The following is a 23639-nucleotide window of genomic DNA, read 5'->3' as shown; positions in this document are numbered from 1 at the left end:
AAGAAAGCAAAAGCTTTCTTTTTTATCTACTGATTATAAATAATCTATTCGGTAAAATTTCTTAGGCTAAGATTCTACTCGACGCATTTTAGCACCTAGTGGAATAAGCTTGTCTTCTATAGCTTCATAACCACGGTCGATATGATAAATTTCATCTACTGTTGTTTCGCCATGTGCGATTAAACCAGCAATCACTAAACTTGCAGAGGCACGTAAATCAGTTGCCATTACAGTTGCGCCACTTAACTTATCATTGTCACCACAAATAGCTAAATTACCATCCAATTCGATATTAGCACCCATACGGATTAACTCAGGGACATGCATAAAACGGTTTTCAAAGATGTTCTCTTTAATACGACCAGTTCCTGGGGCAACGGTATTCAATAAAGTAAATTGAGCTTGCATATCAGTAGGAAAAGCGGGATGTGGTGCTGTTGTAATATTAACTGACTTTAAAGTACGGCCTGTCATATCAAACTTCAATCCAATCATCTCCAGTAGTCACTAATGCACCAGCTTCTTCTAATTTAGATAATAGCAGTCAATAATAATGGATCAGTTTTAACACAACGCACTTTACCGCCACTAACAACACCAGCAACTAAAAAAGTACCTGTTTCAATACGATCAGGTTGGACTTGATAAGCACAATCACCTAATTTTTCAACACCTTCGATAATGATTGTATCAGTACCAGCGCCTGTGATTTTACCACCCATACCGTTAATAAAGTTAGCAAGATCTACTATTTCAGGCTCTTTAGCAGCATTTTCAATAGTAGTAATGCCTTCTGCAAGTGATGCAGCCATCATTAAGTTACCAGTCCCCGTAACACTTACAAGGTCCATATATAGGTGACAACCTTTTAGGCGACCATCAACACGGGCCTTAATAAAGCCATCTTCTACTTTAATAGTAGCGCCCATTTGCTCTAAACCATGAATATGTAAATTCACTGGACGCGCACCAATTGCACAACCACCAGGTAATGAGATATCAGCTTCGCCAAAACGAGCAACTAAAGGGCCTAATGCTAAAATCGAAGCACGCATACTTCTTACTAATTCATAAGAAGCGGTGTAATTTTTAACATCTTTAGCATTAATATGAACTGTATGCTGGTCTTGGCTAGCAGTAGCACCTAACTCTTTTAATAGCTCAAGTGTTGTAGATATGTCTTTTAAAAGCGGTACATTACTTAAATTGATATCACCTTCTGATAACAAAGTAGCAAATAAAATTGGTAAAGCTGCATTCTTTGCACCAGAAATAGTAACCTCACCATTTAATTGGCAGCCACCTTGAATAATAAATTGACCCATGAAAATCCCTATAAACTTACTAAATAAAATGTTTTTGTTTTTGCCATTCATCTGGTGTTAACGCTTTAATTGTTAACGCATGAATAGCATTAGTTGCTATCTCTTCAGACAAATGAGCATAGATACTTTGTTGTTTTTTAACGCGGCTCATATCAATAAACATGTCACTCACAGCAATCACTTGAAAAGTACCATTTTCGCCTTTAACAATACAAACGTCCAATGTCAGGGCTTGTTCTAATTTTTCTTTAATTATTTCAGTATTCATAATAAACCATTATTTTTCAAAAAAATTTTCTACACCATAAAGTTCAGCTAAAACAAGCAATTTTGCTGAAGCATTAACTAATTGTAATGCAGGATATTGTGTTTTAATTTGTACTAAATAAGCTACCCCAGCAGAGTCAACGTTATTTAGTTGCGATAAATCTAAGTTTTCAACTGCTTTATAAGTATCTAGAGCGGGATAGGTTTGCTCGCTTAAATTAGCAAGCAATAAGTCTTGTTCAAGCAACATGCTGTTACTCATGATTTAAACTCATCATTTTTTTGTAGTAGCAGTTTAATCACTTCATCAATTCCTTCTTTCTGAATTAATGAACCAAACTCTGATCGCTTAGTATCTAACATACTGACACCTTCTGCGATCACATCAAACACTTTCCATTCACCTGTTTTTTTATTTTTACGCAATTTAAAATCTAGTTGGGTTACTTGCCCATTATTGTCGCGCATTCTAACAGGAACACTAACAATTTTCTTATCCTTAAAATTATTATTATCGAGTATTGTGAGCGTTTGTTGATCATATTTAATCAATATATGACCATAAGCATTAATTAAGTAAGTACGAAATGCTTCTACAAAGCTATCCCGTTGTTCTGCAGTTGTATCTCTTAGGTGAGGTCCAACGACACTATAAGCTGCATATTTGTAATCAAAATAAGGAATAAGCTCCTCGTTGATGATCACTTTAATATACTCAGGATCTTTAACTAGCCTTTCTTTTTCGCTAGTTAAACGTTCAAAAGTATTAGTAGATAAAGTATGTAAGGTTTTATTCGGATCAGTTAAATCATGTTCACTTGCCATCAGTGAAAATGAAAGAGAATATAAAAAAGCAAAAATATAAATAAATAAACGCATTAGTCGTCCTTATTAATAGAATAAATAAACTGTCCGATGAGGTCTTCAAGTACTAATGCAGACTTAGTATCTTCAATGACATCACCATTACCTAACATTTCAGTCTCATCAGTAATAAAACCAGGTTTAATGCCAACATACTGCTCTCCTAATAACCCAGAGGTTAAAATAGCCAGAGAAGAGGTTTCAGGGTAAAAGCCTTGTTTTTCGAACATCGAAAGCGTAACTAAAGGGGTATAAGTTTTAGTATCTAAAGAAATAGATTCAACACGACCAACCACCACACCGCCTAATTTAACAGGAGCACGTGGTTTTAACCCACCAATATTACTAAAGTTAGCTTGTAACGTATAACTACCGCCCTCACCTTTAAAAGATAAGCCTGCAACACTAAACGCTAAAACAATAAAAGAGGCGATTGCTGCAACAACAAATAACCCAACCCAAATTTCTAATTTTTTTTGTGGCATGTTAGCCTCCAAACATAATAACAGTCAGTAAAAAGTCCATCGCTAAAACAAGTAACGAAGCTAATACCACGGTTTTGGTTGTTGCTCTGCTGATCCCTTGTGCATTAGGAATCACATGAAAACCATTATATAAAGCAACCCAAGTAACAATAAAAGCAAAGATAAGACTTTTAATCATACCATTCACAACATCTGGAACGAAATGAACACTGCCTTCCATTACAGACCAAAAAGAACCACCATCGATTCCCATCCAACTCACACCAACCAAAAATCCTCCCCAGATAGCCACTAGGTTAAATATTAAAGTTAATAGCGGTAAAGTTAGGATACCTGCAATCAAACGAGGTGCAATGACTCGCTTTAAAGGAGAAACGGCCATCATTTCCATACTGGCAATTTGCTCTGTACTTTGCATCAACCCTATTTCAGCGGTTAATGCCGAACCTGCTCGCCCAGCAAATAATAAAGCAGCAACAACAGGCCCAAGTTCACGTAAAAGTGACAAGGCAACCATACTGCCTAAACTTTCTTCCGCAGCATAGTCTACCAAAACATAATAACCTTGTAAGCTCAGTACCATACCAATAAAAAGACCAGCAGTTATAATAATAGGTAATGACAAAATCCCTAACTGATAAACTTGTGCAACACATAAATGAAATAGTTTAGGATGGGGTTTCGCGAATAAGGTGCGGTAAAACATTACCGCTGACTTCCCGATACCTTGTATGGATTGCAAAGTATAGGCACCAGTATTTTGTAATACTTGTGTAAGGTATTGATACATTATCGATTTACCTCTTCTAAATCTGCTCGGTAATCATTAGCAGGCATATGAAATGGAACTGGTCCTTGAACCGCTCCCGCTAAAAACTGTTGTAATAATGCATTATCTTTTTGTGCTAACACTTCATCTACAGTGCCTTCAGCAATAATTTTTTTATCAGCAAACACGTAAACGTTATCTGCAATCGATAAAACTTCATTAACATCATGTGAAACAATAATAGATGTTAAACCTAATGTATCGTTAAGCTGTTTAACTAACTTTAACAATACATTCATTGAGATAGGATCTTGTCCTGTAAAAGGTTCGTCATACATAATGACCTCAGGATCTAAAGCAATCGCGCGGGCTAGTGCAACACGTCGAGCCATTCCTCCTGATAACTGAGAAGGATATAAATCTTTAGCACCACGTAAACCAACTGCATTAAGCTTCATCAATACTAATGTTGATAACAGTTTCTCGTCTAGGTGGGTATGTTCACGTAATGGGAACGCCACATTTTCAAATACGCTTAAATCATTAAACAACGCGCCACTTTGAAATAACATGCCCATTTTTTTACGTGCTTGATAAAGCGCTTTTTCAGAACATTCATGAATTGAAGTGCCATTGAAGATAACTTCTCCACTATCGACAGGAATTTGCCCACCAATCAGTTTTAGTAAAGTCGTTTTACCAATGCCACTTGGTCCAAGCACAGCGGTGATTTTACCTTGTTCAAATTGCATATCGAGCTTATCAAAAATTTTCTTTTGTTGGCGCGTAAAGCTAAGTTGATTAATTACAATGTGTTGTGTTGGCATAAATACATTTTTCTCTAAGAAAAAGAAAGCTCAGTCTAATAACTCCACCATGAAAGGCAATTAATAATCGGACTAAATCGTAGTAAAATAGTAATTTAGATTGGATTTTACCTATAAAAAGGTAAATAAGCTAAATTTAGCAAGCGTCTAATGTTACTTGTGACTCTTTTCTGACAAACTATCTTTATGATAGTTTCGATAATTATGACATTAATAACGACATTAATACTGTTTAATCTATTTAATGGTAAGTAGTCTTGTTATGATTGGCACATATTTTGAATTTGAAATAAACAATGCTCGCCTTACTGTGTGTACTTTGATATTTTCATAATAAATTACTAGCATCTTAAAAAGAGTCGATAAATGATTGATACCCCTTATGGAAAAATCAGCACCGAGGTTTTTCAACAAGCGAAAAAAATAAAGCTCTTTGTCTGTGATGTTGATGGTGTATTTTCTGATGGTCGAATTTATTTAGGCAATGATGGTGAAGAACTTAAAGCATTCCATACAAAAGATGGATTTGGACTTAAAGCTATAATGCAGCAAGGTATAGAAGTAGCTATCATTACTGGTCGACAATCTAATATAGTTGAAAATAGAATGTCTGCTCTAGGTATTAAACACATTTATCAAGGCAAAGATGATAAGTTAAGTGTTTACAACTCATTATTAGAAAAACTCAATCTAACACCCGAGCAAACGGCTTACATCGGTGACGATGTTGTAGACTTACCAGTCATGGAACAGTCAGGCTTAGGAATAGCGGTTAATGACGCTCATCCATTGGTTTTACAAAAGGCGGATCTAGTGACAACCGTTAAAGGTGGATTTGGAGCAGTACGTGAAATTTGTGACTTATTTTTACAATGCCATGGACAACTTTCAATGACTCAAGGTAAAAGCGAATAAATGAACAAACGCAAGAGCATTCCTTTTATAGCCCTATTAGTTGCATTTATAGTATGGATATATGTAAAACCAGATACAGAACTTCCATCTCTTCCTGATCATCATCCTAGTTATATTGCTGACGATGTACAAAGTAACCATTACGATGAGTTTGGCTTTAATGATTATCGTGTGTTTGCAGAGAAAATGACTAATTACCCTGAAAATGACACCACTTTATTTGAATATCCTAAAGTGATTGTTTATACCAAAGATAAAAAAACAGATGTTATAACAACATGGCAATTAACCAGTAAAACAGGCACATTGACAGAAAAATATAACTTACTATTATCAGGAGACGTTTTAGTTGAGAATCTCAGTAAAGATCAATTAGTACAAACAATGTCTACAGCTCAAGCAACATTGCAACTGGATAGTAAAGAAATTAGCAGCGACCAAAAAGTCACATGGACAGGACCACAAGTTAAACAAGAAGGTGTTGGATTTTGGGCATCAATGGTCACAGAAGAAATGAAACTTAATTCTAATATAAAAGCGGTATACCTTAATGAATCTAAATAAATTAACAGTTTTACTTACTATTTCGCTGTTTAATGTAAATGCTTCAGCATTAGAGTCTGATTTCGATCAACCTATTCATGTTTCTTCTATAAAACAACATGCAAGTTTGAAAACTAACACAGTCGTTTTTACTGATGAGGTTTTACTTACGCAAGGCTCCATTAAAATTACGGCAGATAAACTAACGGTTATCCGTGGTACTAAACCCAATCATGAAATTATGATTGCAGAAGGTAATGTAGCAACATTTCATCAAATACAAGATGATGGAAAACCACTTGATGCAGAAGCAAAAAATATCAGTTATGAAGTCGCAAAAGGCAAAATAACATTATCTAAAAGCGCACAAGTGAAACAATTAGATAGTCAGGTAAATGGTGGTGAAATAGTTTATTTCTTAGAAAGCCAAGAACTGAATGTCACGACCGATCAAAGCAAAAAAGAACGTGTACAAACAGTCTTTTTGCCGGCTCAGTTTGAAAAAGACAAAAGCACAGATTCAACTAAATCTTCTACTCCAAAAACGACTGGAGAACAGTAAATATGGCAGAATTACGAGCAAGCGGATTAGTTAAAAGTTATAAAGGACGTACTGTTGTAAATGGTGTCGGCCTAACAGTTAAAACAGGCGAGATAGTTGGTTTATTAGGTCCCAATGGAGCGGGAAAAACAACCTCTTTTTATATGGTTGTTGGGCTCGTTAAACAAGACCATGGCAGTATCGTTATCGATGACGAAGATATCTCTAGCGATCCGATGCATATTCGAGCACAAAAAGGTATTGGCTACCTACCACAAGAAGCCTCTATATTCCGCCGCTTAACCGTGACTGAAAATATTATGGGGATTTTGCAGACTCGTAAAGAACTAACGCAGCCACAACGAGATGAAAAGCTAAATACACTGTTAGAAGAATTTCACATCACCCATATCCGTAACAGTAAAGGAATGAGTTTATCTGGTGGTGAACGACGACGTGTAGAAATTGCACGAGCACTAGCAACTGAGCCAAAATTTATCTTGTTAGATGAGCCCTTTGCAGGGGTTGACCCTATATCGGTCATTGATATAAAAAATATTATTCAACAATTACGTGATCGCGGTCTAGGCGTACTGATTACAGACCATAATGTAAGAGAAACATTAGATGTTTGTGAGCATTCATATATAGTGAGCCACGGAGAAATCATAGCCGTAGGCACACAAGACGAGATATTAGCAAACGACCATGTGAAGCGCGTTTATCTAGGTGAAGAGTTTAAACTTTAAATCGTAACCATACGTTCAGGAAGATATGTTTTGATGAAACAGGGTTTACAATTGAAAATGGGTCAGCAATTAGCGATGACCCCTCAATTACAGCAAGCAATAAAACTATTGCAGCTATCAACGCTCGATCTCCAACAGGAGATTCAAAACGCATTAGATTCAAATCCTCTTTTAGAGCAAGATGATCAAACGGGTACTGAAGAGTTAGTCAAAGAAGCTGATAGCAGTGAAGTTGATACTTCAGAAGCCATTTCCCAACAAGAATTTTCAGATGATCTTCCTGCAGAAAAAGAATGGGAAGAATCTTATAACTCTACGCCTATTACAGGTAACACCTCTAGTGCTGTTGCTTATGACGGTGAAAGTACAGTCTATCAGGGAGAATCTTCGACTTCTCTACAAGACCATTTATTATGGCAAATGCAATTAACGCCTTTTACTGAAACGGATCAAGTCATTGCAATGGCAATTATCGATTCTATTGATGAGTCAGGATATTTGACCACTGACTGTGAAAGTATTTTAGATAGCTTAAAAGCTGATTTAGAAGATTTGGAATTAGATGAAGTAGAGGTAGTATTAAAACGAATCCAACATTTCGATCCACTAGGTGTCGCGGCTCGTACCACTCAAGAGTGTTTACAAATTCAACTTCGCCAATTACCGAATACAACGCAATGGCGTGACGAAGCTATTCAAATACTTGAACAGTACATGGATCTTCTTGGTAACAGGGATTACAGAACACTTGCACGTAAAAGTAAATTCAAAGAAGCACAACTTGCAGAAATCATGCGCTTAATTCAAAGCTTAGAACCTCGACCAGGTAATGGTGTTGAAACAAGTGAAACACAATATATTATTCCAGATGTCTATGTTAAAAAGATTCAAGGACAATGGCGAGTTTCATTAAATCAAGATTGCGATCCTAATTTATCGATTAACCAACAATACGCAAATATGTGCTCAGGTAACATCAGTAAAACCGATTCTCAATTCATTAAAGGCCATTTGCAAGAAGCGAAATGGTTCATCAAAAGCTTAGAAAACCGCAATGAAACACTATTAAAAGTATCGAACTGTATTGTGCAACAACAACAAGCTTTCTTTGAATACGGCGATGAGTCGATGAAACCAATGGTTTTAAATGATGTTGCCTTTGAAGTCGAAATGCATGAATCAACCATTTCTCGAGTGACTACGCAGAAGTTTATGCATACTCCTCGTGGCATTTATGAATTGAAGTTTTTCTTTTCGAGTCATGTTGCAACCGATGGCGGTGGTGAATGTTCATCAACAGCTATCCGTGCTTTAATTAAAAAGCTCGTTGCCGCAGAATTAACGACTAAACCTTTAAGTGATAACAAAATAACGCAGTTATTAGAAGAAAAAGGTATTCAAGTAGCAAGACGTACTATTGCTAAGTACCGAGAATCATTAGGTATTCCACCTTCTAACCAGCGAAAGCAATTACTTTAATTAGTGAGCAACGCAAATAAAATTGGGATTAACTATAGTTATTTAATGCTAACCTGCTAAACTCGCGCGTCCATTAAGTACAGTTAAACTATATATTATGAAAATATCTACTTTATTAAATAAAGATTCAGTATTCTGCCAAACTGCCTGCACTAGTAAAAAAGGTGCTTTAGAAAAAATCAGTCTTATTGCGGCTAAAGAATTAAACTTAGATGCGCAAGAGTTATTCGAAAGCTTGATTGCACGAGAGAAAATTGGGTCGACGGGAGTAGGCTCAGGTATCGCTATTCCTCACGTCAAAATTTCTAGTGAATTACCAGCAACAGCAGTCTTTCTACAATGTGAAACAGGCATTGATTATGATTCATATGACGGTAATAAAGTCGATATATTATTTGCTATATTCGTGCCAGAAGATCTTTGTAAGCAATACCTTTCTGCCTTATCAGAAATAAGTCAAAAGTTACTAGATAAACAGTTTTTACGCCAATTACGAAGTGCGCAAAGCAACCAAGAGTTATTTGAATTACTGACGTTATAAAATCACAGGAGTAGATATGAAGTTAATTGTTATTAGCGGTCGTTCAGGATCAGGAAAAACAATTGCCCTCCATGTACTTGAAGATTTAGGTTACAACTGTATTGACGGTGTCCCGTATCAATTACTAGAACAATTAATTGATACGGTCGACCCAAAAGATAATAAAGTAGCGGTCACCTTAGATATACGTAATATGCCAACTAAAGTTGATGAAATTAAGCACCTTGTTGAATCATTGCAAAAAAAAGTAGAATTAGAAATCATCTATATAGATGCGCTAACCAGTGAATTAATTCGCCGATATAGTGAGACTCGCCGTTTACACCCTCTTTCTAAACAAAAACACTCTTTATCTCAAGCCTTAGAATTGGAAAAAGAGATGTTAGCACCACTACAAGCACTCTCTGCTTTTTCAATTGATACAACAGCCCTATCTGTTCATAATTTAAATGAACACCTAAAAATATACTTGCAAGGCTCGACTAAGAGTAATTTATTAGTTATTTTCCAATCTTTTGGTTTTAAACATATACACCCGCAAGATGCCGATTATATTTTTGATGTGCGTTTTTTGCCTAACCCATACTGGGAAAAAAACTTAAAAGAATACTCAGGCAAAGATAAACTTATTCAAGACTATTTAAGTGCCTTCCCATTAGTCAAAGAAACTATCACTAATATCGAAAACCTCTTTTTAACTTGGCTGCCGCATCTAGAGCAAAACAACCGCAACTATGTCACCATAGCTATTGGTTGTACTGGCGGTAGACATCGTTCTGTCTATGTCACAGAACAAATAGCGGCACGTTTTAAACATAAGTACCAAATACAAATTGAACATAAATGTTTAAAGGAGTAATTCCTGTTGGATAAAATTAAGCAAACAATTACAATACAAAACAAACTCGGTTTGCACACACGTGCAACAATAAAACTAGTCGAATTAGTTAATGCTTTTGATGCGCAAATCACCATCACACACAATGAAAAAAAAGCAGATGCTGGTAGCGTACTTGGTTTATTAGTGTTAGAAACTTGTTTTGGTCAAGAAATTGAAATAGAAGCGCAAGGTGCACAAGCACAAGAAGCGATGTTAGCCGTTACTGAGCTCATCGAAAATAAGTTTTTAGAAGAAGAATAATACTAGGGGCAAGTATGCTGGAAAACACTAAAGTTGATAATACCCAGCTACGACTTCAAGAAGTAAAAAAAGCACTTGAACACGGTATGTTTGTTTTAGCACGCAGCATTTTAGATAAAATGCCTGCTTGTGATGTCGCCTTTTTATTAGAATCCTCCCCTCCTGCAGATCGTAAAGTATTATGGAACTTAACAGACCATGATCAACACGGTGAAATCCTAGAAGAATTAAACGAAGATGCGAAAGATGGCATCATTAATTTAATGGGAACAGATAACCTTGTCGCAGCAACAGAAGGCATGGAAACCGATGGTTTAGCTTATGTATTAAGAGGCATCCCTGACAGTGTCTATAGAGCTGTATTAGAACAAATGGATACACAGGACAGGCAAAGAGTTGAACTGGCTTTAGCATTTCCTGAAGACACTGCTGGCTCGATGATGAATACCGATACAGTTACGGTTCGTCCTGATGTAACCATTGAAGTCGTACTGCGCTATTTACGTTTAAAAGGTTCGTTACCCGATACGACTGATGCATTATATGTCGTTGATACTGATAATAAGCTACTCGGTGACGTTTCTTTATCAACTTTATTAACAGTAGAACCCACTTCTATCATCAGTGATGTAATGAAGCATGATACAGAACCGCTTCAAGTATTAATGGAAGAAAATGAAATAGCCAAACTATTTGAACGACATGACTGGATTTCAGCCCCTGTTATTGATGATAACAAACAATTATTAGGCCGTATAACGATTGATGATGTCGTAGACATTATTCGAGAAAATGCAGAACACTCGATGATGGGTATGGCAGGTATGGATGATGACGAAGATACCTTCGCCCCTATTTTGCCTAGTGCTAAACGTCGTACGGTATGGTTATCTGTTAATTTAATTGCCGCTTTTATTGCCGCCTCTGTTTCCAATATGTTCGAAGCTACTCTAGAGCAAGTAGCAACATTAGCCGTCTTAATGACCATCGTACCGAGTATGGGCGGTATTGCCGGTAATCAAACATTAGCCTTAGTTATTCGTGGTATTGCAGTTGGCCATATCAGCAGCAGTAATACACGTTGGTTAATTGGTAAAGAAGCGGCCATTGGCCTGTTAAACGGTATGATTTGGGCTGTTTTAGTCGCCACAGCCGTCGTCTTGTGGAAAGGAGATATGCAAGTTGGTTATATCATTGCAGGTGCGATGTTCATTAACCTTTCTATTGCAGGGATTGCAGGCGTTTGTATCCCATTGTTAATGCACAAATATAAAATAGATCCTGCGCTTGCGGGTGGTATGGCATTAACAACTGTTACTGATGTTATTGGCCTATTTTCATTTTTAGGGATGGCAACACTAGTCCTACGTCATTAAACCTTACATATGAATATCATGACTAATCATCTAGTTTATATTATTACTAAAGATAGATAGATGGTTAGTTTGCTATTACCCAATGAACTCTAACCATGACTCCAATAGATTCAAGAAGTCCTCTAAACCACACTCAGCTTGAATCTCTTGATCATAAAAACTTAAATCGTTAGCATCTTCTAATTCAGATTCAGATTGATGCAAGCTATGGTTACTAATAATAGCTTCTTCGGTATTTAAGTCTAAAGCAAACTCATCGCCGACTAATTTATATTCAGTTATCTCACGTCGTTGTAACTGACCGATAACCGTAAGTAAAACTTCAACCCAGCTTTTTTTTTGACCTTCTTGCTCTAACCAAGTACCAAAAGCTTCATGTCCCATTGATAGTTTTACCGTTGCTTTATCGCTGAAATAATCTTTTTTAAAGTCAAATTCCATTACATTCATCTCTATTATTGAATTATGCCCGCAGTATAAACAGGTTTTAATATTATACCAATTCACTAGGACGAAAGAATTGAGGCACTATAGAAAAGAGACTAAAAAACAATCAGTGTTATTAAGGTGAGAAAGAATAATATTATTTTTTATTTTCAGTTGTTAGATAATACCAATCACATTAATTAACTAAAATCATTTATAGGCAGATTTACAAAAACTAAAGACGTGATAAATATCAATCATAAAAAGAAAATAACTAATAGATAACTTGGATTCAAGAAATAATAGATAGGAATGAGAATGAGATAAAAGAAAATAAAAAAGCCCTTATAAATATATAAGGGCTTTCTAATAGTCGAGCAAATTATTAATTAAGAATTAACTGCTACTTTTAGTTCAGCAGTAGCAACAACATTTGTTGGTACTAATTCATAAGCTGCTTGTGGTTTTAATACCACATTAGATTTACTTGCAACCATCAACATTTGTTTAAGACGATTTGATTCAAAAGGTTTTAGTAGCAAACCTTGAACATCTAATAAGCTATTTAAACCTAATAATTCACGTTGTACATCGTGATGAGAGTTTAAAATACTGATATCAGCTGACGCTGATGTTTGACCTGTACGGATTGATTTAATCAGCTCAATACCTGAACATTCAGGTAATAAAGCATCGACGATAATTAAGTCAAAATCTTGTAGTGCAATTGAGCGTTCCGCTTCAAGTGTTGTAGCAACACCTTCAACGTAAGAAACGTTTAACGCTTCTAATTGGTCAATTAACTGTATACGGCCTTCAGCAGAACCTTCAACAATTAACACTTTCATATTAGTGATTGCATTAGTAATGATTTCACCCTGTGCCATTGGTGAAACAGTATTTTCAGAAACAGTTAAACCTTCCATACGTGCGATGTAACCACGTTTAGGAATAGTAGATATATTTAAGCCATGAAGGCTTAATGTGCCTACGCTTTTACGTAACTGAGAGATATGTTGGTTGATTGTATGGTCTGTTACTAAACGACCCCAAACGTGTTGTGCAAGATCTTCACGTGTAACAACAGTGTTTACATTTTTGCATAAAAAGTGCAAAAGTGAAGTACGTAAAGGACCTAAATAAACTTTACGGCTGCCATGAATTAAACTATTTTGGCTCGTATCAATGTGGAATTCGCCCACAACTAAACTTTTTTCTAACATAATAATAGTACCCATTTTTGTTTTAATATAAGTGCCAGTTCCAATGGATAGGCAATTTTTTATTTTAATTTTCGGACTACTTAGGCAGTCTCTTATATATTTTCGCAATCATATTATCAAATTAACATAAAAACACAAACGTATTCCTACTCAGTCATTAATTTATAAAAATAAAATCACTATTCATTACTATAGAGTAGTTTTTTTATCATGCAAAGAAAAATCGACATAAAATATATTTAATAATAGATATTTTCATTTATTTACTTGGAATTTAGTTAAATAAATGATAACAAGTATCATTATTAAAAGTAAGCTTTATCTTTTTAAAGATCACCATCAATATTGTGCTAAGTATTTCCATATGTTTAATAACCGAAGATGCCCACTATAATAATAAGTTCTAATCAATTTTACCTACTTTAAATTTCACTACTTTATAAAGTTATATTATAAAAACAATATGAGGATTATCATTTTTACATACTAGGCAGAATCATAGTAGATTAAATATTTAATAACGCTTTATCTCCTCCCATGTCATCAATGAAAAACTCTATTCGATAATTAACCCAATGAGGAGCTATAGAGAGATAATTGAATATAATAACGGAAGAAAATAGCGATCTAGCATTGCTTATGCTACTTGATTGGCAATAGATTTTATAACGAATAAATCAATTTTAGGCAGAGTAGATACAAAAAAGGCAACTCAATGAGTTGCCTTAACATTAACAATTAACTTGTTAAATTATTTACGTTTTACCGCTTTTGCATTTGGTAAATCAGTAATTGAACCTTCATAAATCTCAGCAGCTAAGCCAACTGATTCATGTAATGTTGGATGTGCATGAATTGTTAATGCAATATCTTCAGCATCACAACCCATTTCAATTGCTAGGCCGATTTCACCTAGTAATTCACCAGCATTAGTACCAACAACAGAGCCACCAATGATACGGTGTGTATCTTTATCAAAGATCAGTTTAGTCATACCATCTGAACAATCAGATGCGATCGCACGACCAGAAGCTGCCCAAGGGAATACTGATTTTTCGTAGTTAAGACCTTGCTCTTTCGCTTCTTTCTCTGTCACACCAACCCAAGCCATTTCTGGCTCAGTGTAAGCGATTGAAGGAATTGTTTTAGGATCAAAATAATGTTTTTTACCAGCAATAACTTCAGCAGCAACATGCGCTTCATGCACACCTTTATGCGCAAGCATTGGTTGGCCAACGATATCACCTACTGCGTGAATATGCGGTACGTTAGTATGCATTTGCTTATCAACTTCGATAAAACCACGTTCAGTTACCGTAATACCTGCTTTTTCAGCATCTAACGATAAGCCATTTGGCACACGACCAACAGCCACTAAGACTGCATCGTAAGCTTTTGCTTCTGCAGGTGCATTTTTACCTTCAAAAGAAACGTATAACGCATCTTCTTTAGCTTCAACGCCAGTCACTTTAGTTTCAAGCATGATATTGAATTTGTTTTTTACTTTCTTAGTATAAACTTGCACGATATCTTTATCGGCAGCAGGTACTAATTGGTCAGCAAACTCAACAACATCAACATCTGAACCTAGAGATTTGTACACTGTACCCATTTCTAGACCGATGATACCACCACCTAATACAAGTAAACGTTTTGGTACAGATTTAAGTTCTAATGCATCTGTAGAATCCCAAACACGTGGGTCATCATGTGGAATGAATGGTAATTTGATAGGACGAGAACCAGCAGCGATAACTGCGTTGTCAAACGTAATAGTCGTTACTTCACCATCAAGATCTGTTGCTTCAATCGTATTTGGACCAGTGAAACGACCCATGCCAGTAACAGATGTTACTTTACGCATTTTAGCCATGCCTTGTAGGCCACCAGTTAACTGTGAAACTACTTTTTCTTTCCAGATACGGATTTTATCGATATCTGTAGAAGGCTCACCAAATAATACACCGTGTTCAGAAAGCGCTTTTGCTTCTTCAATTACTTTAGAAACATGTAGAAGTGCTTTTGATGGGATACAACCTACGTTTAAACAAACACCGCCTAATGTGCTGTATTTTTCGATTAGAACTGTTTCTAACCCTAAATCTGCTGCACGAAATGCTGCAGAATACCCTGCAGGGCCAGAACCTAATACAACAACCTGCGTTTTAATTTCTTTACTCATGACGACCTCTATAAATAAGAACACTCGAATAGGATTTGTAGTCTATTCAAATGTTAATAGAATGTAAATAAATGGTCGACATAACTGCCGACCTGCTTAACAAAGATTATAGGATTAACGTACGTAAATCAGATAAGTGCTTATTAACGGCAGTAATAAAGCGTGCACCGTCAGCACCATCAATTACACGATGGTCATATGAAAGAGCAAGAGGAACCATCATACGAGGTTCAAATTCTTTACCATTCCATTGTGGTTTAATTGCTGATTTAGACACACCTAAAATAGCAACTTCTGGCGCGTTCACGATTGGTGTAAATTGAGTACCACCGATACCACCAAGGCTAGAGATAGTCATACTACCACCTTGCATATCTTTAGATGTTAATTTACCAGCACGTGCTTTCTTAGAAATTTCAGCGATGTCACGACAGATATCAAAAATACCTTTGTTTAGTACATCTTTAACTACTGGCACAACTAGACCGTTTGGTGTGTCTACTGCGATACCAATATTGAAGTATTTCTTAAGGATCAAGCTTTGACCATCTTCAGATAGAGATGAGTTAAAGTTAGGGTATTGTTGTAATGCTTTAGCTACCGCTTTCATCATAAACACTAATGGGCTAATTTTAACACCCAGATCTTGTTTAAGTGCGATTGCATTTTGTTCTTTACGGAACTCTTCTAATTCAGTGATATCAGCTTCATCGAATTGCGTAACGTGTGGGATAGTTACCCAGTTACGGTGTAGAGCAGGACCAGATATTTTTTGGATGCGAGAAAGTTCTTTCACTTCCACTTCACCAAATTTAGCAAAATCTACTTTAGGTGAAGCTGCAACAGCTAAACCACCAGCACCACCAGATTTAGCAGCTTGTAGCTGTGCTTTAACGTATTTTTGTACGTCATCTTTTGTAGTGCGGCCTTTAGGTCCAGTAGAAGCAATTGCATTTAAGTCTAAATCAAACTCACGCGCAATACGACGAACTGATGGAGAAGCTTTAATATCTTTGCTTACAGCAACTTCAACTTTAGCTGCTTTTGCAGGAGCTGGAGCCGCTGCAGGTGCTGCTTTAGGTGCTTCAGCTGCAGGAGCAGCTACAGGTGCCGCAGCGCCTTGAGCTTCAACCAATAAGATTAATGTGCCTTCAGATACTTTATCGCCAGTCGCGATTTTAATTTCTTTAACAACACCACCGAATGGAGCGGGTACGTCCATTGATGCTTTGTCGCCTTCAACAGTAATAATATCTTGATCTTCAGTAATGGTATCGCCAACAGCAACTAGAATATCAGTTACTTCAACTTCATCACCGCCGATATCTGGAACGCATAGTTCTTTAACTGCAGTTGCCGCTTGTGCAACTGGCGCAGCAGCTTCAGCTGGTGCAGGCGTTTCAGCAGCAGGAGCTTCTGCAGGTGCGGCAGCTGAACCAGCTACTTCAACGATTAATACTAAGTTACCTTCAGAAACGCTGTCACCAACATTTACTTTAATTTCTTTAACAACACCAGCAACTGATGAAGGTACGTCCATTGACGCTTTATCGCCTTCAATAGTTAATACATCTTGGTCTTCAGCAATAGTATCGCCAACTGCAACTAAGATATCAGTAATATCAGCCGCATCAGCACCAATATCAGGTAGTAAAAATTCTTTTAATTCAGACATAATAATTTTCCTAATCAATAAAAGTCGGTGTTAGTTTGTACTAACACCGAGACTGATTTATGCAAATAATGGGTTGATTTTGTTTACATCGATATCAAACTTAGCAATCGCTTCAGTAACCACTTTACGTTCAACATCACCACGTTTTGCTAATTCAGTTAAGGCAGCTACAACAACGTAACCCGCATTAACTTCGAAGTGACGACGTAAGTTTTCACGGCTATCACTACGACCGAAACCATCAGTACCAAGTACTTTGTATGAATCAGCAGGAATAAACGCACGTACTTGCTCAGCATAGTTTTTCATGTAATCCGTTGCAGCAATTGTTGGCTCATCACCTAATACAGACGTAATGTATGGTGTTTTTTGCTCTGCTTCAGGGTTTAACATGTTGTAACGTTCAACGTCTTGGCCATCACGTGTTAATTCATTGAATGAAGTAACAGAGAAGATGTCAGAAGCAACGCCATATTCTTCACTTAGTATCGCCGCAGCAGCACGTACTTCGTTCATGATTGTGCCTGAACTTAGTAGTTGTACTTTGCTCTTACCTGGTAGTGAAGCAAACTTGTAAATACCTTTACGAATACCTTCTTCAACGCCTTCTGGCATTGCTGGCATTGCATAGTTTTCATTCATTACTGTTAAGTAATAGAACACATTTTCTTGTTTCTCGCCGTACATACGCTCAATACCATGTTGAACGATAACTGCTAGTTCATAAGCAAATGTAGGGTCGTAAGAAACACAGTTAGGGATAGTATTTGCTTGAATATGGCTGTGACCATCTTCGTGCTGTAGACCTTCACCATTTAGCGTAGTACGACCAGCAGTAGCGCCTAATAGGAAACCACGTGCTTGTTGGTCACCCGCCATCCATGCCATATCACCAATGCGTTGGAAACCAAACATAGAGTAATAGATATAGAATGGAATCATTGGTAAGTCATTAGTACTGTATGATGTTGCAGCAGCAACCCAAGAAGACATTGAACCTAGTTCATTAATACCTTCTTGCAATACTTGTCCCGATGTTGCTTCTTTGTAGTAAGAAACGACGCCGCGATCTTCTGGTGTGTATTCTTGACCATGTGGGTTGTAAATACCAACTTGACGGAATAAACCTTCCATACCAAACGTACGCGCTTCATCGGCAATAATTGGTACGATGTTTTTACCAATACCTTTGTCTTTCAACAATACATTTAGGATACGTACGTAAGCCATTGTTGTTGAAATTTCACGTTTCTGCTCACCTAATAGTGCTGAGAATTTATCTAATTCTGGCACGGCTAGTTTTTCAGTAAACTTTGGTAGACGTTTAGGTGTGTAACCTAATAACGCTTCACGATGCCCATGCAGATATTTGTACTCTTCAGAACCTTCTTCAAGCGTTAAGTAAGGCAGTGTTGCAGCTTGCTCATCACTTAATAGGTCTTGTAGGCCTAAACGATCGCGTAAACTTTCGATATGCTCTTCAGTCATTTTCTTCACGCCGTGAGCAATATTTTTCCCCTCAGCGGCAGCACCCATACCGTAACCTTTAACAGTTTTAGCTAGGATGACAGTCGGTTTACCCGCTGTATCTTCTGCGTTTTTGAATGCAGCGTACAGTTTAGATGAATCGTGACCACCACGTTTAAGCGCAAAGATTTCTTCATCAGTCATATCTGCAACTAGTGCAGCAGTTTCAGGGTATTTACCGAAGAAATGCTCACGAACATAAGCACCATCTTTAGATTTGAATGTTTGGTAATCACCATCAACAGTTTCTTCCATTAATTGTAATAATTTACCAGACGTATCTTTCGCGATTAATGCATCCCAGTTACCGCCCCAGATAACTTTAACAACATTCCAACCAGCACCTGTAAATAGGCCTTCTAGTTCTTGAATGATGCTACCGTTACCCATTACAGGTCCATCAAGACGTTGTAAGTTGCAGTTAACTAAGAAACATAAGTTATCTAGTTTTTCACGTGAAGCGAATGATAATGAACCACGAGATTCTGGCTCATCCATCTCACCATCACCTAAGAAAGCGTAAACACGTTGTGCAGAAGTTGGCTTTAAACCACGACCGTCAAGATATTTTAAGAAACGTGCTTGGTAAATAGCAGCGATTGGACCAAGCCCCATCGATACAGTAGGAAACTGCCAAAATTCAGGAAGTAGTTTTGGATGCGGGTAAGATGGTAAACCTTTACCGTCTACTTCTTGGCGGAAGTTATCTAACTGCTCAGCAGTTAAGCGACCTTCAAGAAATGCACGAGCATAAATACCAGGAGAAATGTGGCCTTGGTAATAAACTAAATCACCGCCATCTGTTTCATTGGGTGCACGGAAGAAGTGGTTAAAACATACTTCGTAAAATGCAGCTGCTGACTGATAAGAAGCCATGTGGCCACCCAAGTCTAAATCTTTCTTAGAAGCGCGCATAACGATCATGATCGCATTCCAACGAATAATTGAACGAATACGTTGTTCTATTTTCAGATCGCCAGGGTAAGCAGGTTGCTCACTTGTAGGAATAGTATTTACGTAGTTAGTGTTAATGCCAGTTGGCAAGTTAACACCTTCAACGCGTGCTTTTTCAATCACTTGTTCAAGGACAAATTGAGCACGTTCAGAGCCCTCATCTTCAAGAATGGTTGTTAATGCTTCAAGCCATTCAGAAGTTTCTTGTGCATCAATATCTTTTAAGATGTCAGTCATGACACTTTCCTTCTATATCACTAGATAATCTCAGCTCGAAAGCTAAGCGTTTTGTTATAATTATTTACATTAACCACTACCTGCTTTACAGCACGTTTGCATGCCATTTCGGCAATAAGTAATCTAAATAGTTATGTATATAAGTATGTTTCACATTGTTGATTGTGTCCGCCACACTATAAAACGGAGGTTACTTTTTAAAAACCACCTAACTCACGTTTAAAGGCGCTTTCTTCACGCAACATAACCAAGCGTGTTTCTTCGATATAATTAAGGTGTTTATCCGATGCTTCTTTCGCTTTCATGGGTTGCTTAGACAAAATAGCATCAACCAATTGTAAACGATGTTCATGTATTTTTTTCGCGACTTCTGGATACAAATACAACTGTTTAACATTATCAGAAATATTCTTTTGCAATAAAGGTTTGATGCCACGAGCTAAATGCAAAAAGACCACATTATGCGATGCTTCTATAACGGCTAAATAAAACTCCGCAACCGATGCTATTTCAAGTTCAATATTACCAGTTGTATTTGCCATATCAATAGCACTGAAACTTGTTTTTATTTTTTTGAAATCTTCTGAAGTACCACGTAAAGCAGCATAATAAGCAGAGAACCCTTCTATAGCATGACGAAACTCGAGTAGGTCATATTTAGATTCTGGGTGTGAATTTAATAATTCAAATAAAGGATCGGTTAACTGCTCTCGCAATTCTTCTTTAACGTATGTCCCGCCACCTTGACGACGAGTTAATAGGCCTTTTGACTCTAAACGCTGAATAGCTTCACGTAATGAAGGACGTGAAACATCAAATTGCTTAGCTAATTCCCGCTCTGGTAATAACTTTTCGCCAAGCTCTAAACTACCTTCTAAGATCATGCTTTCAAGCTGTGATTCAATCACATCGGCAAGCTTAGGTTGTTTAATTTTTGCGTAAGTCATAACAGCCTTAATTTAGTTAAACTTGATACTCTACTACAACGAGTAATTCACAGTAAATGTAAAATGGTATTACCAATTTAATATTTAACTATAGAAATTAACAAAATTAACAATTTATGTCTAGATTTTTATCGTTTTAAATGACCTCATTAAGTTGATGGTTATTGCATTAATAAGGGATAAAGACTGTTTATCTATTGATAAAAACCTTTGTTTCTTAAAAGCTATCATTTCGACTATTTAATATGTATGACTTATTGACCAATTTTTTATTTAATTAAATAAAATATTTGTTTGTTAGATGTTTTAAGATCATAAAAATAACACTAATCAATTAACAACTTTAAATAATGGTCCCAATTAAAGCCATTACCAGGGTCTGTTTTACGGCCAGGCGCAATATCACTATGCCCGACAATGCGATCCTTTGTAATTAAAGGATAACGAACTTGAATGTGCTTAGTGGTATCAGCTAACGCTAGATATTGAGCTTCAGTATAAGCCGTACAATCAGTTCCTTCCAATTCAATGCCGATAGAAAAATCATTACATCCTTCTGCACCTCGAAAAGAGGAGACACCCGCATGCCATGCACGTTGCTCAAATGGCACATACTGTTCTATTGCTCCATCTCTACGTATAACGCAATGAGCAGATACTTCTAGCCCTTGTAAATCAGCAAAACTCGGGTCTGCGCAGCAATCCAAGCACCCAGTGAATAAGTTTTGAATATGTTCTGTTGCAAAGTGCCCTTCTGGCAAACTAATACAATGAATCACCAATAAACTAATGTCCGTTGAAGTTGGTCGTTTATTATAGAAGGGACTTTTAATAAAAGTGGCGCTGCTCAGTAAGCCAAGTGTATCGATCATTAGCAATCCTTATCAAAAAATAAAATGAAAAACTAAAAACAAAAAAGGTGGCTTATAAGCCACCTTTTAATATTAAAGTACTGTCATTATTTAAACAGTAATTAACGATTAATGATTATTCCCATTCAATCGTTGCAGGCGGTTTACCTGATACATCGTACACAACACGTGAGATACCATCAATTTCATTGATAATACGGTTTGAAACGTGACCAATTAACTCATATGGTAAGTGAGACCAACGCGCCGTCATAAAGTCAATAGTTTCAACACAACGAAGTGAAACAACCCAATCATATTTACGACAATCACCCATTACACCTACAGAGCGAACCGGTAAGAACACAACAAATGCTTGGCTTACTTTATGATATAAATCAGCTTTGTGTAACTCTTCAATGAAGATAGCATCTGCACGACGTAATAAATCACAGTATTCTTTCTTCACTTCACCTAAAACACGCACACCTAGACCAGGTCCAGGAAATGGGTGACGGTATAACATGTTATATGGCAAACCAAGCTCTAAACCAATTTTACGTACTTCATCTTTAAAGAGTTCACGTAGAGGCTCAACTAACCCCATTTCCATATCGTCAGGTAACCCACCTACGTTATGGTGAGATTTAATAACATGCGCTTTACCGTTTTTAGAAGCCGCTGACTCAATAACATCAGGGTAAATAGTGCCCTGAGCAAGCCATTTTGCATTTGCTAATTTCTTAGATTCTTCATCAAATATTTCAACAAAAACACGACCAATTATTTTACGCTTAGCTTCTGGATCGTTTTCACCGGCCATTTGCTCAAGGAAGCGATGTTCAGCATTAACATGGACAATATTTAATCCAAATTTATCACCAAACATTTCCATTACTTGTGCGCCTTCATTCAAACGTAATAAACCGTTATCAACAAATACACATGTTAACTTATCGCCAATAGCACGTTGCAATAACATCGCAACAACAGATGAATCTACACCGCCAGATAAACCAAGAATAACTTCATCATCACCTACTTGCTCTTTCATTCGAGCAACCGCATCATCAATAATTGATGCTGGGGTCCATAACGTTTCACAACCACAAATATCCACAACAAAGTTGCGTAACATGCCTTCACCTTGAGTTGTGTGTGTAACTTCAGGGTGGAATTGAACACCATAAAAACGTTTTTCTTCATTTGCGATAACAGCAAATTGACAAGTAGCTGTATTAGCAACCGTCGTAAAGTCAGCAGGAATAGCTGACACTTTATCACCATGACTCATCCATACATCTAGTAATGGGTTTCCGTCTGCAGATAATGTGTCTTGGATACCTTTAAGGAATGCAGATTCAGCTTGCACTTCAACTTTAGCATAACCAAACTCGCCTTCGCCTTCACCTTTGATGACTGCACCACCTAATTGGTGAGACATCGTTTGCATGCCGTAACAAATACCTAACACTGGCACCCCAGCTGTAAATACGTATTCGGCTGCGCGTGGAGATCCTTCTGCTATAACGCTTTCAGGACCACCAGCAAGAATAATACCGTTAGGATTAAACTCTTTGATGTCCTCTTCATTAACATCCCAGCTCCAAAGTTCACAATAAACACCAATTTCACGGATACGACGCGCGATTAATTGTGTGTATTGAGAACCAAAATCTAATATTAGAATACGCTGTTCATGAATGTTCTTACTCATTATATTGTCCTTTAATTTTCTTTATTCAGTTTCTAAAAATAATAAAAGACGATATATATCGTCTTTTATTTATAACTT

General features: G+C 36.9%; 23 protein-coding genes and 1 pseudogene. 9 read left to right on the top strand and 15 right to left on the bottom strand.

Annotated elements, in window-relative coordinates:
- Positions 1–66 precede the first annotated feature (66 nt).
- The 7 genes and pseudogenes from murA to GQR59_RS02285 form a co-directional block, all read right to left on the bottom strand.
- Positions 67–1325, bottom strand: a pseudogene (murA, locus tag GQR59_RS02315) (UDP-N-acetylglucosamine 1-carboxyvinyltransferase).
- 19 nt (positions 1326–1344) lie between these two features.
- Positions 1345–1593 carry a BolA family protein gene (locus tag GQR59_RS02310; RefSeq protein WP_160060536.1) on the bottom strand — a complete coding sequence of 83 codons (249 nt, stop codon included), beginning with the start codon at positions 1591–1593 and terminating at the stop codon, positions 1345–1347.
- A gap of 9 nt (positions 1594–1602) precedes the next feature.
- A complete protein-coding gene (locus GQR59_RS02305; RefSeq protein WP_160060535.1) occupies positions 1603–1854 on the bottom strand; it encodes an STAS domain-containing protein in 252 nt (83 codons plus the stop codon).
- Positions 1851–2471, bottom strand: coding sequence for an MlaC/ttg2D family ABC transporter substrate-binding protein (locus GQR59_RS02300; protein WP_160060534.1), 621 nt, complete (start codon positions 2469–2471; stop codon positions 1851–1853). Before GQR59_RS02300 ends, GQR59_RS02305 begins: the two co-directional genes overlap by 4 nt.
- On the bottom strand, positions 2471–2941 hold the full coding sequence (mlaD, locus tag GQR59_RS02295) for an outer membrane lipid asymmetry maintenance protein MlaD (protein WP_160060533.1): 471 nt from the start codon (positions 2939–2941) through the stop codon (positions 2471–2473). Before mlaD ends, GQR59_RS02300 begins: the two co-directional genes overlap by 1 nt.
- Before the next feature lies 1 nt (position 2942).
- Complete coding sequence (mlaE, locus tag GQR59_RS02290; RefSeq protein ID WP_160060532.1) at positions 2943–3731, bottom strand: lipid asymmetry maintenance ABC transporter permease subunit MlaE; 789 nt, start codon at positions 3729–3731, stop codon at positions 2943–2945.
- Complete coding sequence (locus GQR59_RS02285) at positions 3731–4537, bottom strand: ATP-binding cassette domain-containing protein (RefSeq protein ID WP_160060531.1); 807 nt, start codon at positions 4535–4537, stop codon at positions 3731–3733. Before GQR59_RS02285 ends, mlaE begins: the two co-directional genes overlap by 1 nt.
- 366 nt (positions 4538–4903) lie before the next feature.
- On the opposite strand from GQR59_RS02285, the gene kdsC reads away from it, so the two are divergent.
- The 9 genes from kdsC (at position 4904) to mgtE (ending at position 11822) form a co-directional block, all read left to right on the top strand.
- Complete coding sequence (gene kdsC, locus GQR59_RS02280) at positions 4904–5452, top strand: 3-deoxy-manno-octulosonate-8-phosphatase KdsC (protein ID WP_160060530.1); 549 nt, start codon at positions 4904–4906, stop codon at positions 5450–5452.
- The gene (lptC, locus tag GQR59_RS02275; protein ID WP_160060529.1) at positions 5453–6016 is read left to right on the top strand and encodes an LPS export ABC transporter periplasmic protein LptC; all 564 of its coding nucleotides are present in this window, start codon (positions 5453–5455) and stop codon (positions 6014–6016) included.
- Positions 6003–6557 carry a lipopolysaccharide transport periplasmic protein LptA gene (lptA, locus tag GQR59_RS02270; RefSeq protein WP_160060528.1) on the top strand — a complete coding sequence of 185 codons (555 nt, stop codon included), beginning with the start codon at positions 6003–6005 and terminating at the stop codon, positions 6555–6557. The genes lptC and lptA overlap by 14 nt, the downstream gene beginning before the upstream one ends.
- A gap of 2 nt (positions 6558–6559) precedes the next feature.
- Positions 6560–7285, top strand: coding sequence for an LPS export ABC transporter ATP-binding protein (gene lptB, locus GQR59_RS02265; protein ID WP_160060527.1), 726 nt, complete (start codon positions 6560–6562; stop codon positions 7283–7285).
- Between the two features lie 33 nt (positions 7286–7318).
- Positions 7319–8764 carry an RNA polymerase factor sigma-54 gene (locus GQR59_RS02260; protein WP_160060526.1) on the top strand — a complete coding sequence of 482 codons (1446 nt, stop codon included), beginning with the start codon at positions 7319–7321 and terminating at the stop codon, positions 8762–8764.
- Positions 8765–8861: 97 nt separating this feature from the next.
- Complete coding sequence (gene ptsN, locus GQR59_RS02255) at positions 8862–9305, top strand: PTS IIA-like nitrogen regulatory protein PtsN (protein ID WP_160060525.1); 444 nt, start codon at positions 8862–8864, stop codon at positions 9303–9305.
- A gap of 16 nt (positions 9306–9321) precedes the next feature.
- Positions 9322–10164 (top strand): RNase adapter RapZ, encoded by an 843-nt coding sequence (rapZ, locus tag GQR59_RS02250; RefSeq protein WP_160060524.1) that lies wholly within the window; start codon positions 9322–9324, stop codon positions 10162–10164.
- Between the two features lie 6 nt (positions 10165–10170).
- Positions 10171–10446, top strand: coding sequence for an HPr family phosphocarrier protein (locus tag GQR59_RS02245; RefSeq protein WP_160060523.1), 276 nt, complete (start codon positions 10171–10173; stop codon positions 10444–10446).
- A gap of 14 nt (positions 10447–10460) precedes the next feature.
- A complete protein-coding gene (gene mgtE, locus GQR59_RS02240; protein ID WP_160060522.1) occupies positions 10461–11822 on the top strand; it encodes a magnesium transporter in 1362 nt (453 codons plus the stop codon).
- A gap of 75 nt (positions 11823–11897) precedes the next feature.
- Here mgtE and GQR59_RS02235 read toward each other — a convergent pair whose 3' ends face one another.
- The 8 genes from GQR59_RS02235 to guaA all read right to left on the bottom strand — a co-directional run bounded on the left by GQR59_RS02235 (position 11898) and on the right by guaA (position 23561).
- Positions 11898–12263: a YacL family protein gene (locus GQR59_RS02235; protein WP_160060521.1), complete on the bottom strand. Its 366-nt coding sequence runs from the start codon at positions 12261–12263 to the stop codon at positions 11898–11900.
- A gap of 374 nt (positions 12264–12637) precedes the next feature.
- Positions 12638–13471, bottom strand: a complete 834-nt coding sequence (locus GQR59_RS02230; RefSeq protein ID WP_160060520.1) for a winged helix-turn-helix domain-containing protein — start codon at positions 13469–13471, stop codon at positions 12638–12640.
- Between the two features lie 751 nt (positions 13472–14222).
- A complete protein-coding gene (lpdA, locus tag GQR59_RS02225; RefSeq protein ID WP_160060519.1) occupies positions 14223–15653 on the bottom strand; it encodes a dihydrolipoyl dehydrogenase in 1431 nt (476 codons plus the stop codon).
- Positions 15654–15759: 106 nt separating this feature from the next.
- Positions 15760–17328 carry a dihydrolipoyllysine-residue acetyltransferase gene (aceF, locus tag GQR59_RS02220; protein ID WP_160060518.1) on the bottom strand — a complete coding sequence of 523 codons (1569 nt, stop codon included), beginning with the start codon at positions 17326–17328 and terminating at the stop codon, positions 15760–15762.
- Between the two features lie 57 nt (positions 17329–17385).
- Positions 17386–20046 (bottom strand): pyruvate dehydrogenase (acetyl-transferring), homodimeric type, encoded by a 2661-nt coding sequence (gene aceE / locus GQR59_RS02215; protein WP_160060517.1) that lies wholly within the window; start codon positions 20044–20046, stop codon positions 17386–17388.
- A gap of 197 nt (positions 20047–20243) precedes the next feature.
- The gene (gene pdhR, locus GQR59_RS02210; RefSeq protein ID WP_160060516.1) at positions 20244–20993 is read right to left on the bottom strand and encodes a pyruvate dehydrogenase complex transcriptional repressor PdhR; all 750 of its coding nucleotides are present in this window, start codon (positions 20991–20993) and stop codon (positions 20244–20246) included.
- A gap of 326 nt (positions 20994–21319) precedes the next feature.
- Positions 21320–21865 carry a 1,6-anhydro-N-acetylmuramyl-L-alanine amidase AmpD gene (gene ampD, locus GQR59_RS02205; protein ID WP_160060515.1) on the bottom strand — a complete coding sequence of 182 codons (546 nt, stop codon included), beginning with the start codon at positions 21863–21865 and terminating at the stop codon, positions 21320–21322.
- Positions 21866–21980: 115 nt separating this feature from the next.
- On the bottom strand, positions 21981–23561 hold the full coding sequence (gene guaA / locus GQR59_RS02200) for a glutamine-hydrolyzing GMP synthase (RefSeq protein ID WP_160060514.1): 1581 nt from the start codon (positions 23559–23561) through the stop codon (positions 21981–21983).
- Between the last annotated feature and the right edge of the window lie 78 nt (positions 23562–23639).

It is taken from the genome of Psychromonas sp. L1A2, from assembly GCF_009828855.1.
Lineage (GTDB): Bacteria > Pseudomonadota > Gammaproteobacteria > Enterobacterales > Psychromonadaceae > Psychromonas.
This window is presented reverse-complemented; position numbering and strand designations above follow the sequence as displayed.

What these genes read in the sequence shown, in the direction of transcription:
- GQR59_RS02310 (WP_160060536.1), bottom strand. Translation starts at nt 1,593, where the DNA reads ATGAATACTGAAATAATTAAAGAAAAATTAGAACAAGCCCTGACATTG.
- GQR59_RS02305 (WP_160060535.1), bottom strand. Translation starts at nt 1,854, where the DNA reads ATGAGTAACAGCATGTTGCTTGAACAAGACTTATTGCTTGCTAATTTA.
- GQR59_RS02300 (WP_160060534.1), bottom strand. Translation starts at nt 2,471, where the DNA reads ATGCGTTTATTTATTTATATTTTTGCTTTTTTATATTCTCTTTCATTT.
- mlaD (WP_160060533.1), bottom strand. Translation starts at nt 2,941, where the DNA reads ATGCCACAAAAAAAATTAGAAATTTGGGTTGGGTTATTTGTTGTTGCA.
- mlaE (WP_160060532.1), bottom strand. Translation starts at nt 3,731, where the DNA reads ATGTATCAATACCTTACACAAGTATTACAAAATACTGGTGCCTATACT.
- GQR59_RS02285 (WP_160060531.1), bottom strand. Translation starts at nt 4,537, where the DNA reads ATGCCAACACAACACATTGTAATTAATCAACTTAGCTTTACGCGCCAA.
- kdsC (WP_160060530.1), top strand. Translation starts at nt 4,904, where the DNA reads ATGATTGATACCCCTTATGGAAAAATCAGCACCGAGGTTTTTCAACAA.
- lptC (WP_160060529.1), top strand. Translation starts at nt 5,453, where the DNA reads ATGAACAAACGCAAGAGCATTCCTTTTATAGCCCTATTAGTTGCATTT.
- lptA (WP_160060528.1), top strand. Translation starts at nt 6,003, where the DNA reads ATGAATCTAAATAAATTAACAGTTTTACTTACTATTTCGCTGTTTAAT.
- lptB (WP_160060527.1), top strand. Translation starts at nt 6,560, where the DNA reads ATGGCAGAATTACGAGCAAGCGGATTAGTTAAAAGTTATAAAGGACGT.
- GQR59_RS02260 (WP_160060526.1), top strand. Translation starts at nt 7,319, where the DNA reads ATGAAACAGGGTTTACAATTGAAAATGGGTCAGCAATTAGCGATGACC.
- ptsN (WP_160060525.1), top strand. Translation starts at nt 8,862, where the DNA reads ATGAAAATATCTACTTTATTAAATAAAGATTCAGTATTCTGCCAAACT.
- rapZ (WP_160060524.1), top strand. Translation starts at nt 9,322, where the DNA reads ATGAAGTTAATTGTTATTAGCGGTCGTTCAGGATCAGGAAAAACAATT.
- mgtE (WP_160060522.1), top strand. Translation starts at nt 10,461, where the DNA reads ATGCTGGAAAACACTAAAGTTGATAATACCCAGCTACGACTTCAAGAA.
- GQR59_RS02235 (WP_160060521.1), bottom strand. Translation starts at nt 12,263, where the DNA reads ATGGAATTTGACTTTAAAAAAGATTATTTCAGCGATAAAGCAACGGTA.
- GQR59_RS02230 (WP_160060520.1), bottom strand. Translation starts at nt 13,471, where the DNA reads ATGTTAGAAAAAAGTTTAGTTGTGGGCGAATTCCACATTGATACGAGC.
- lpdA (WP_160060519.1), bottom strand. Translation starts at nt 15,653, where the DNA reads ATGAGTAAAGAAATTAAAACGCAGGTTGTTGTATTAGGTTCTGGCCCT.
- aceF (WP_160060518.1), bottom strand. Translation starts at nt 17,328, where the DNA reads ATGTCTGAATTAAAAGAATTTTTACTACCTGATATTGGTGCTGATGCG.
- aceE (WP_160060517.1), bottom strand. Translation starts at nt 20,046, where the DNA reads ATGACTGACATCTTAAAAGATATTGATGCACAAGAAACTTCTGAATGG.
- pdhR (WP_160060516.1), bottom strand. Translation starts at nt 20,993, where the DNA reads ATGACTTACGCAAAAATTAAACAACCTAAGCTTGCCGATGTGATTGAA.
- ampD (WP_160060515.1), bottom strand. Translation starts at nt 21,865, where the DNA reads ATGATCGATACACTTGGCTTACTGAGCAGCGCCACTTTTATTAAAAGT.
- guaA (WP_160060514.1), bottom strand. Translation starts at nt 23,561, where the DNA reads ATGAGTAAGAACATTCATGAACAGCGTATTCTAATATTAGATTTTGGT.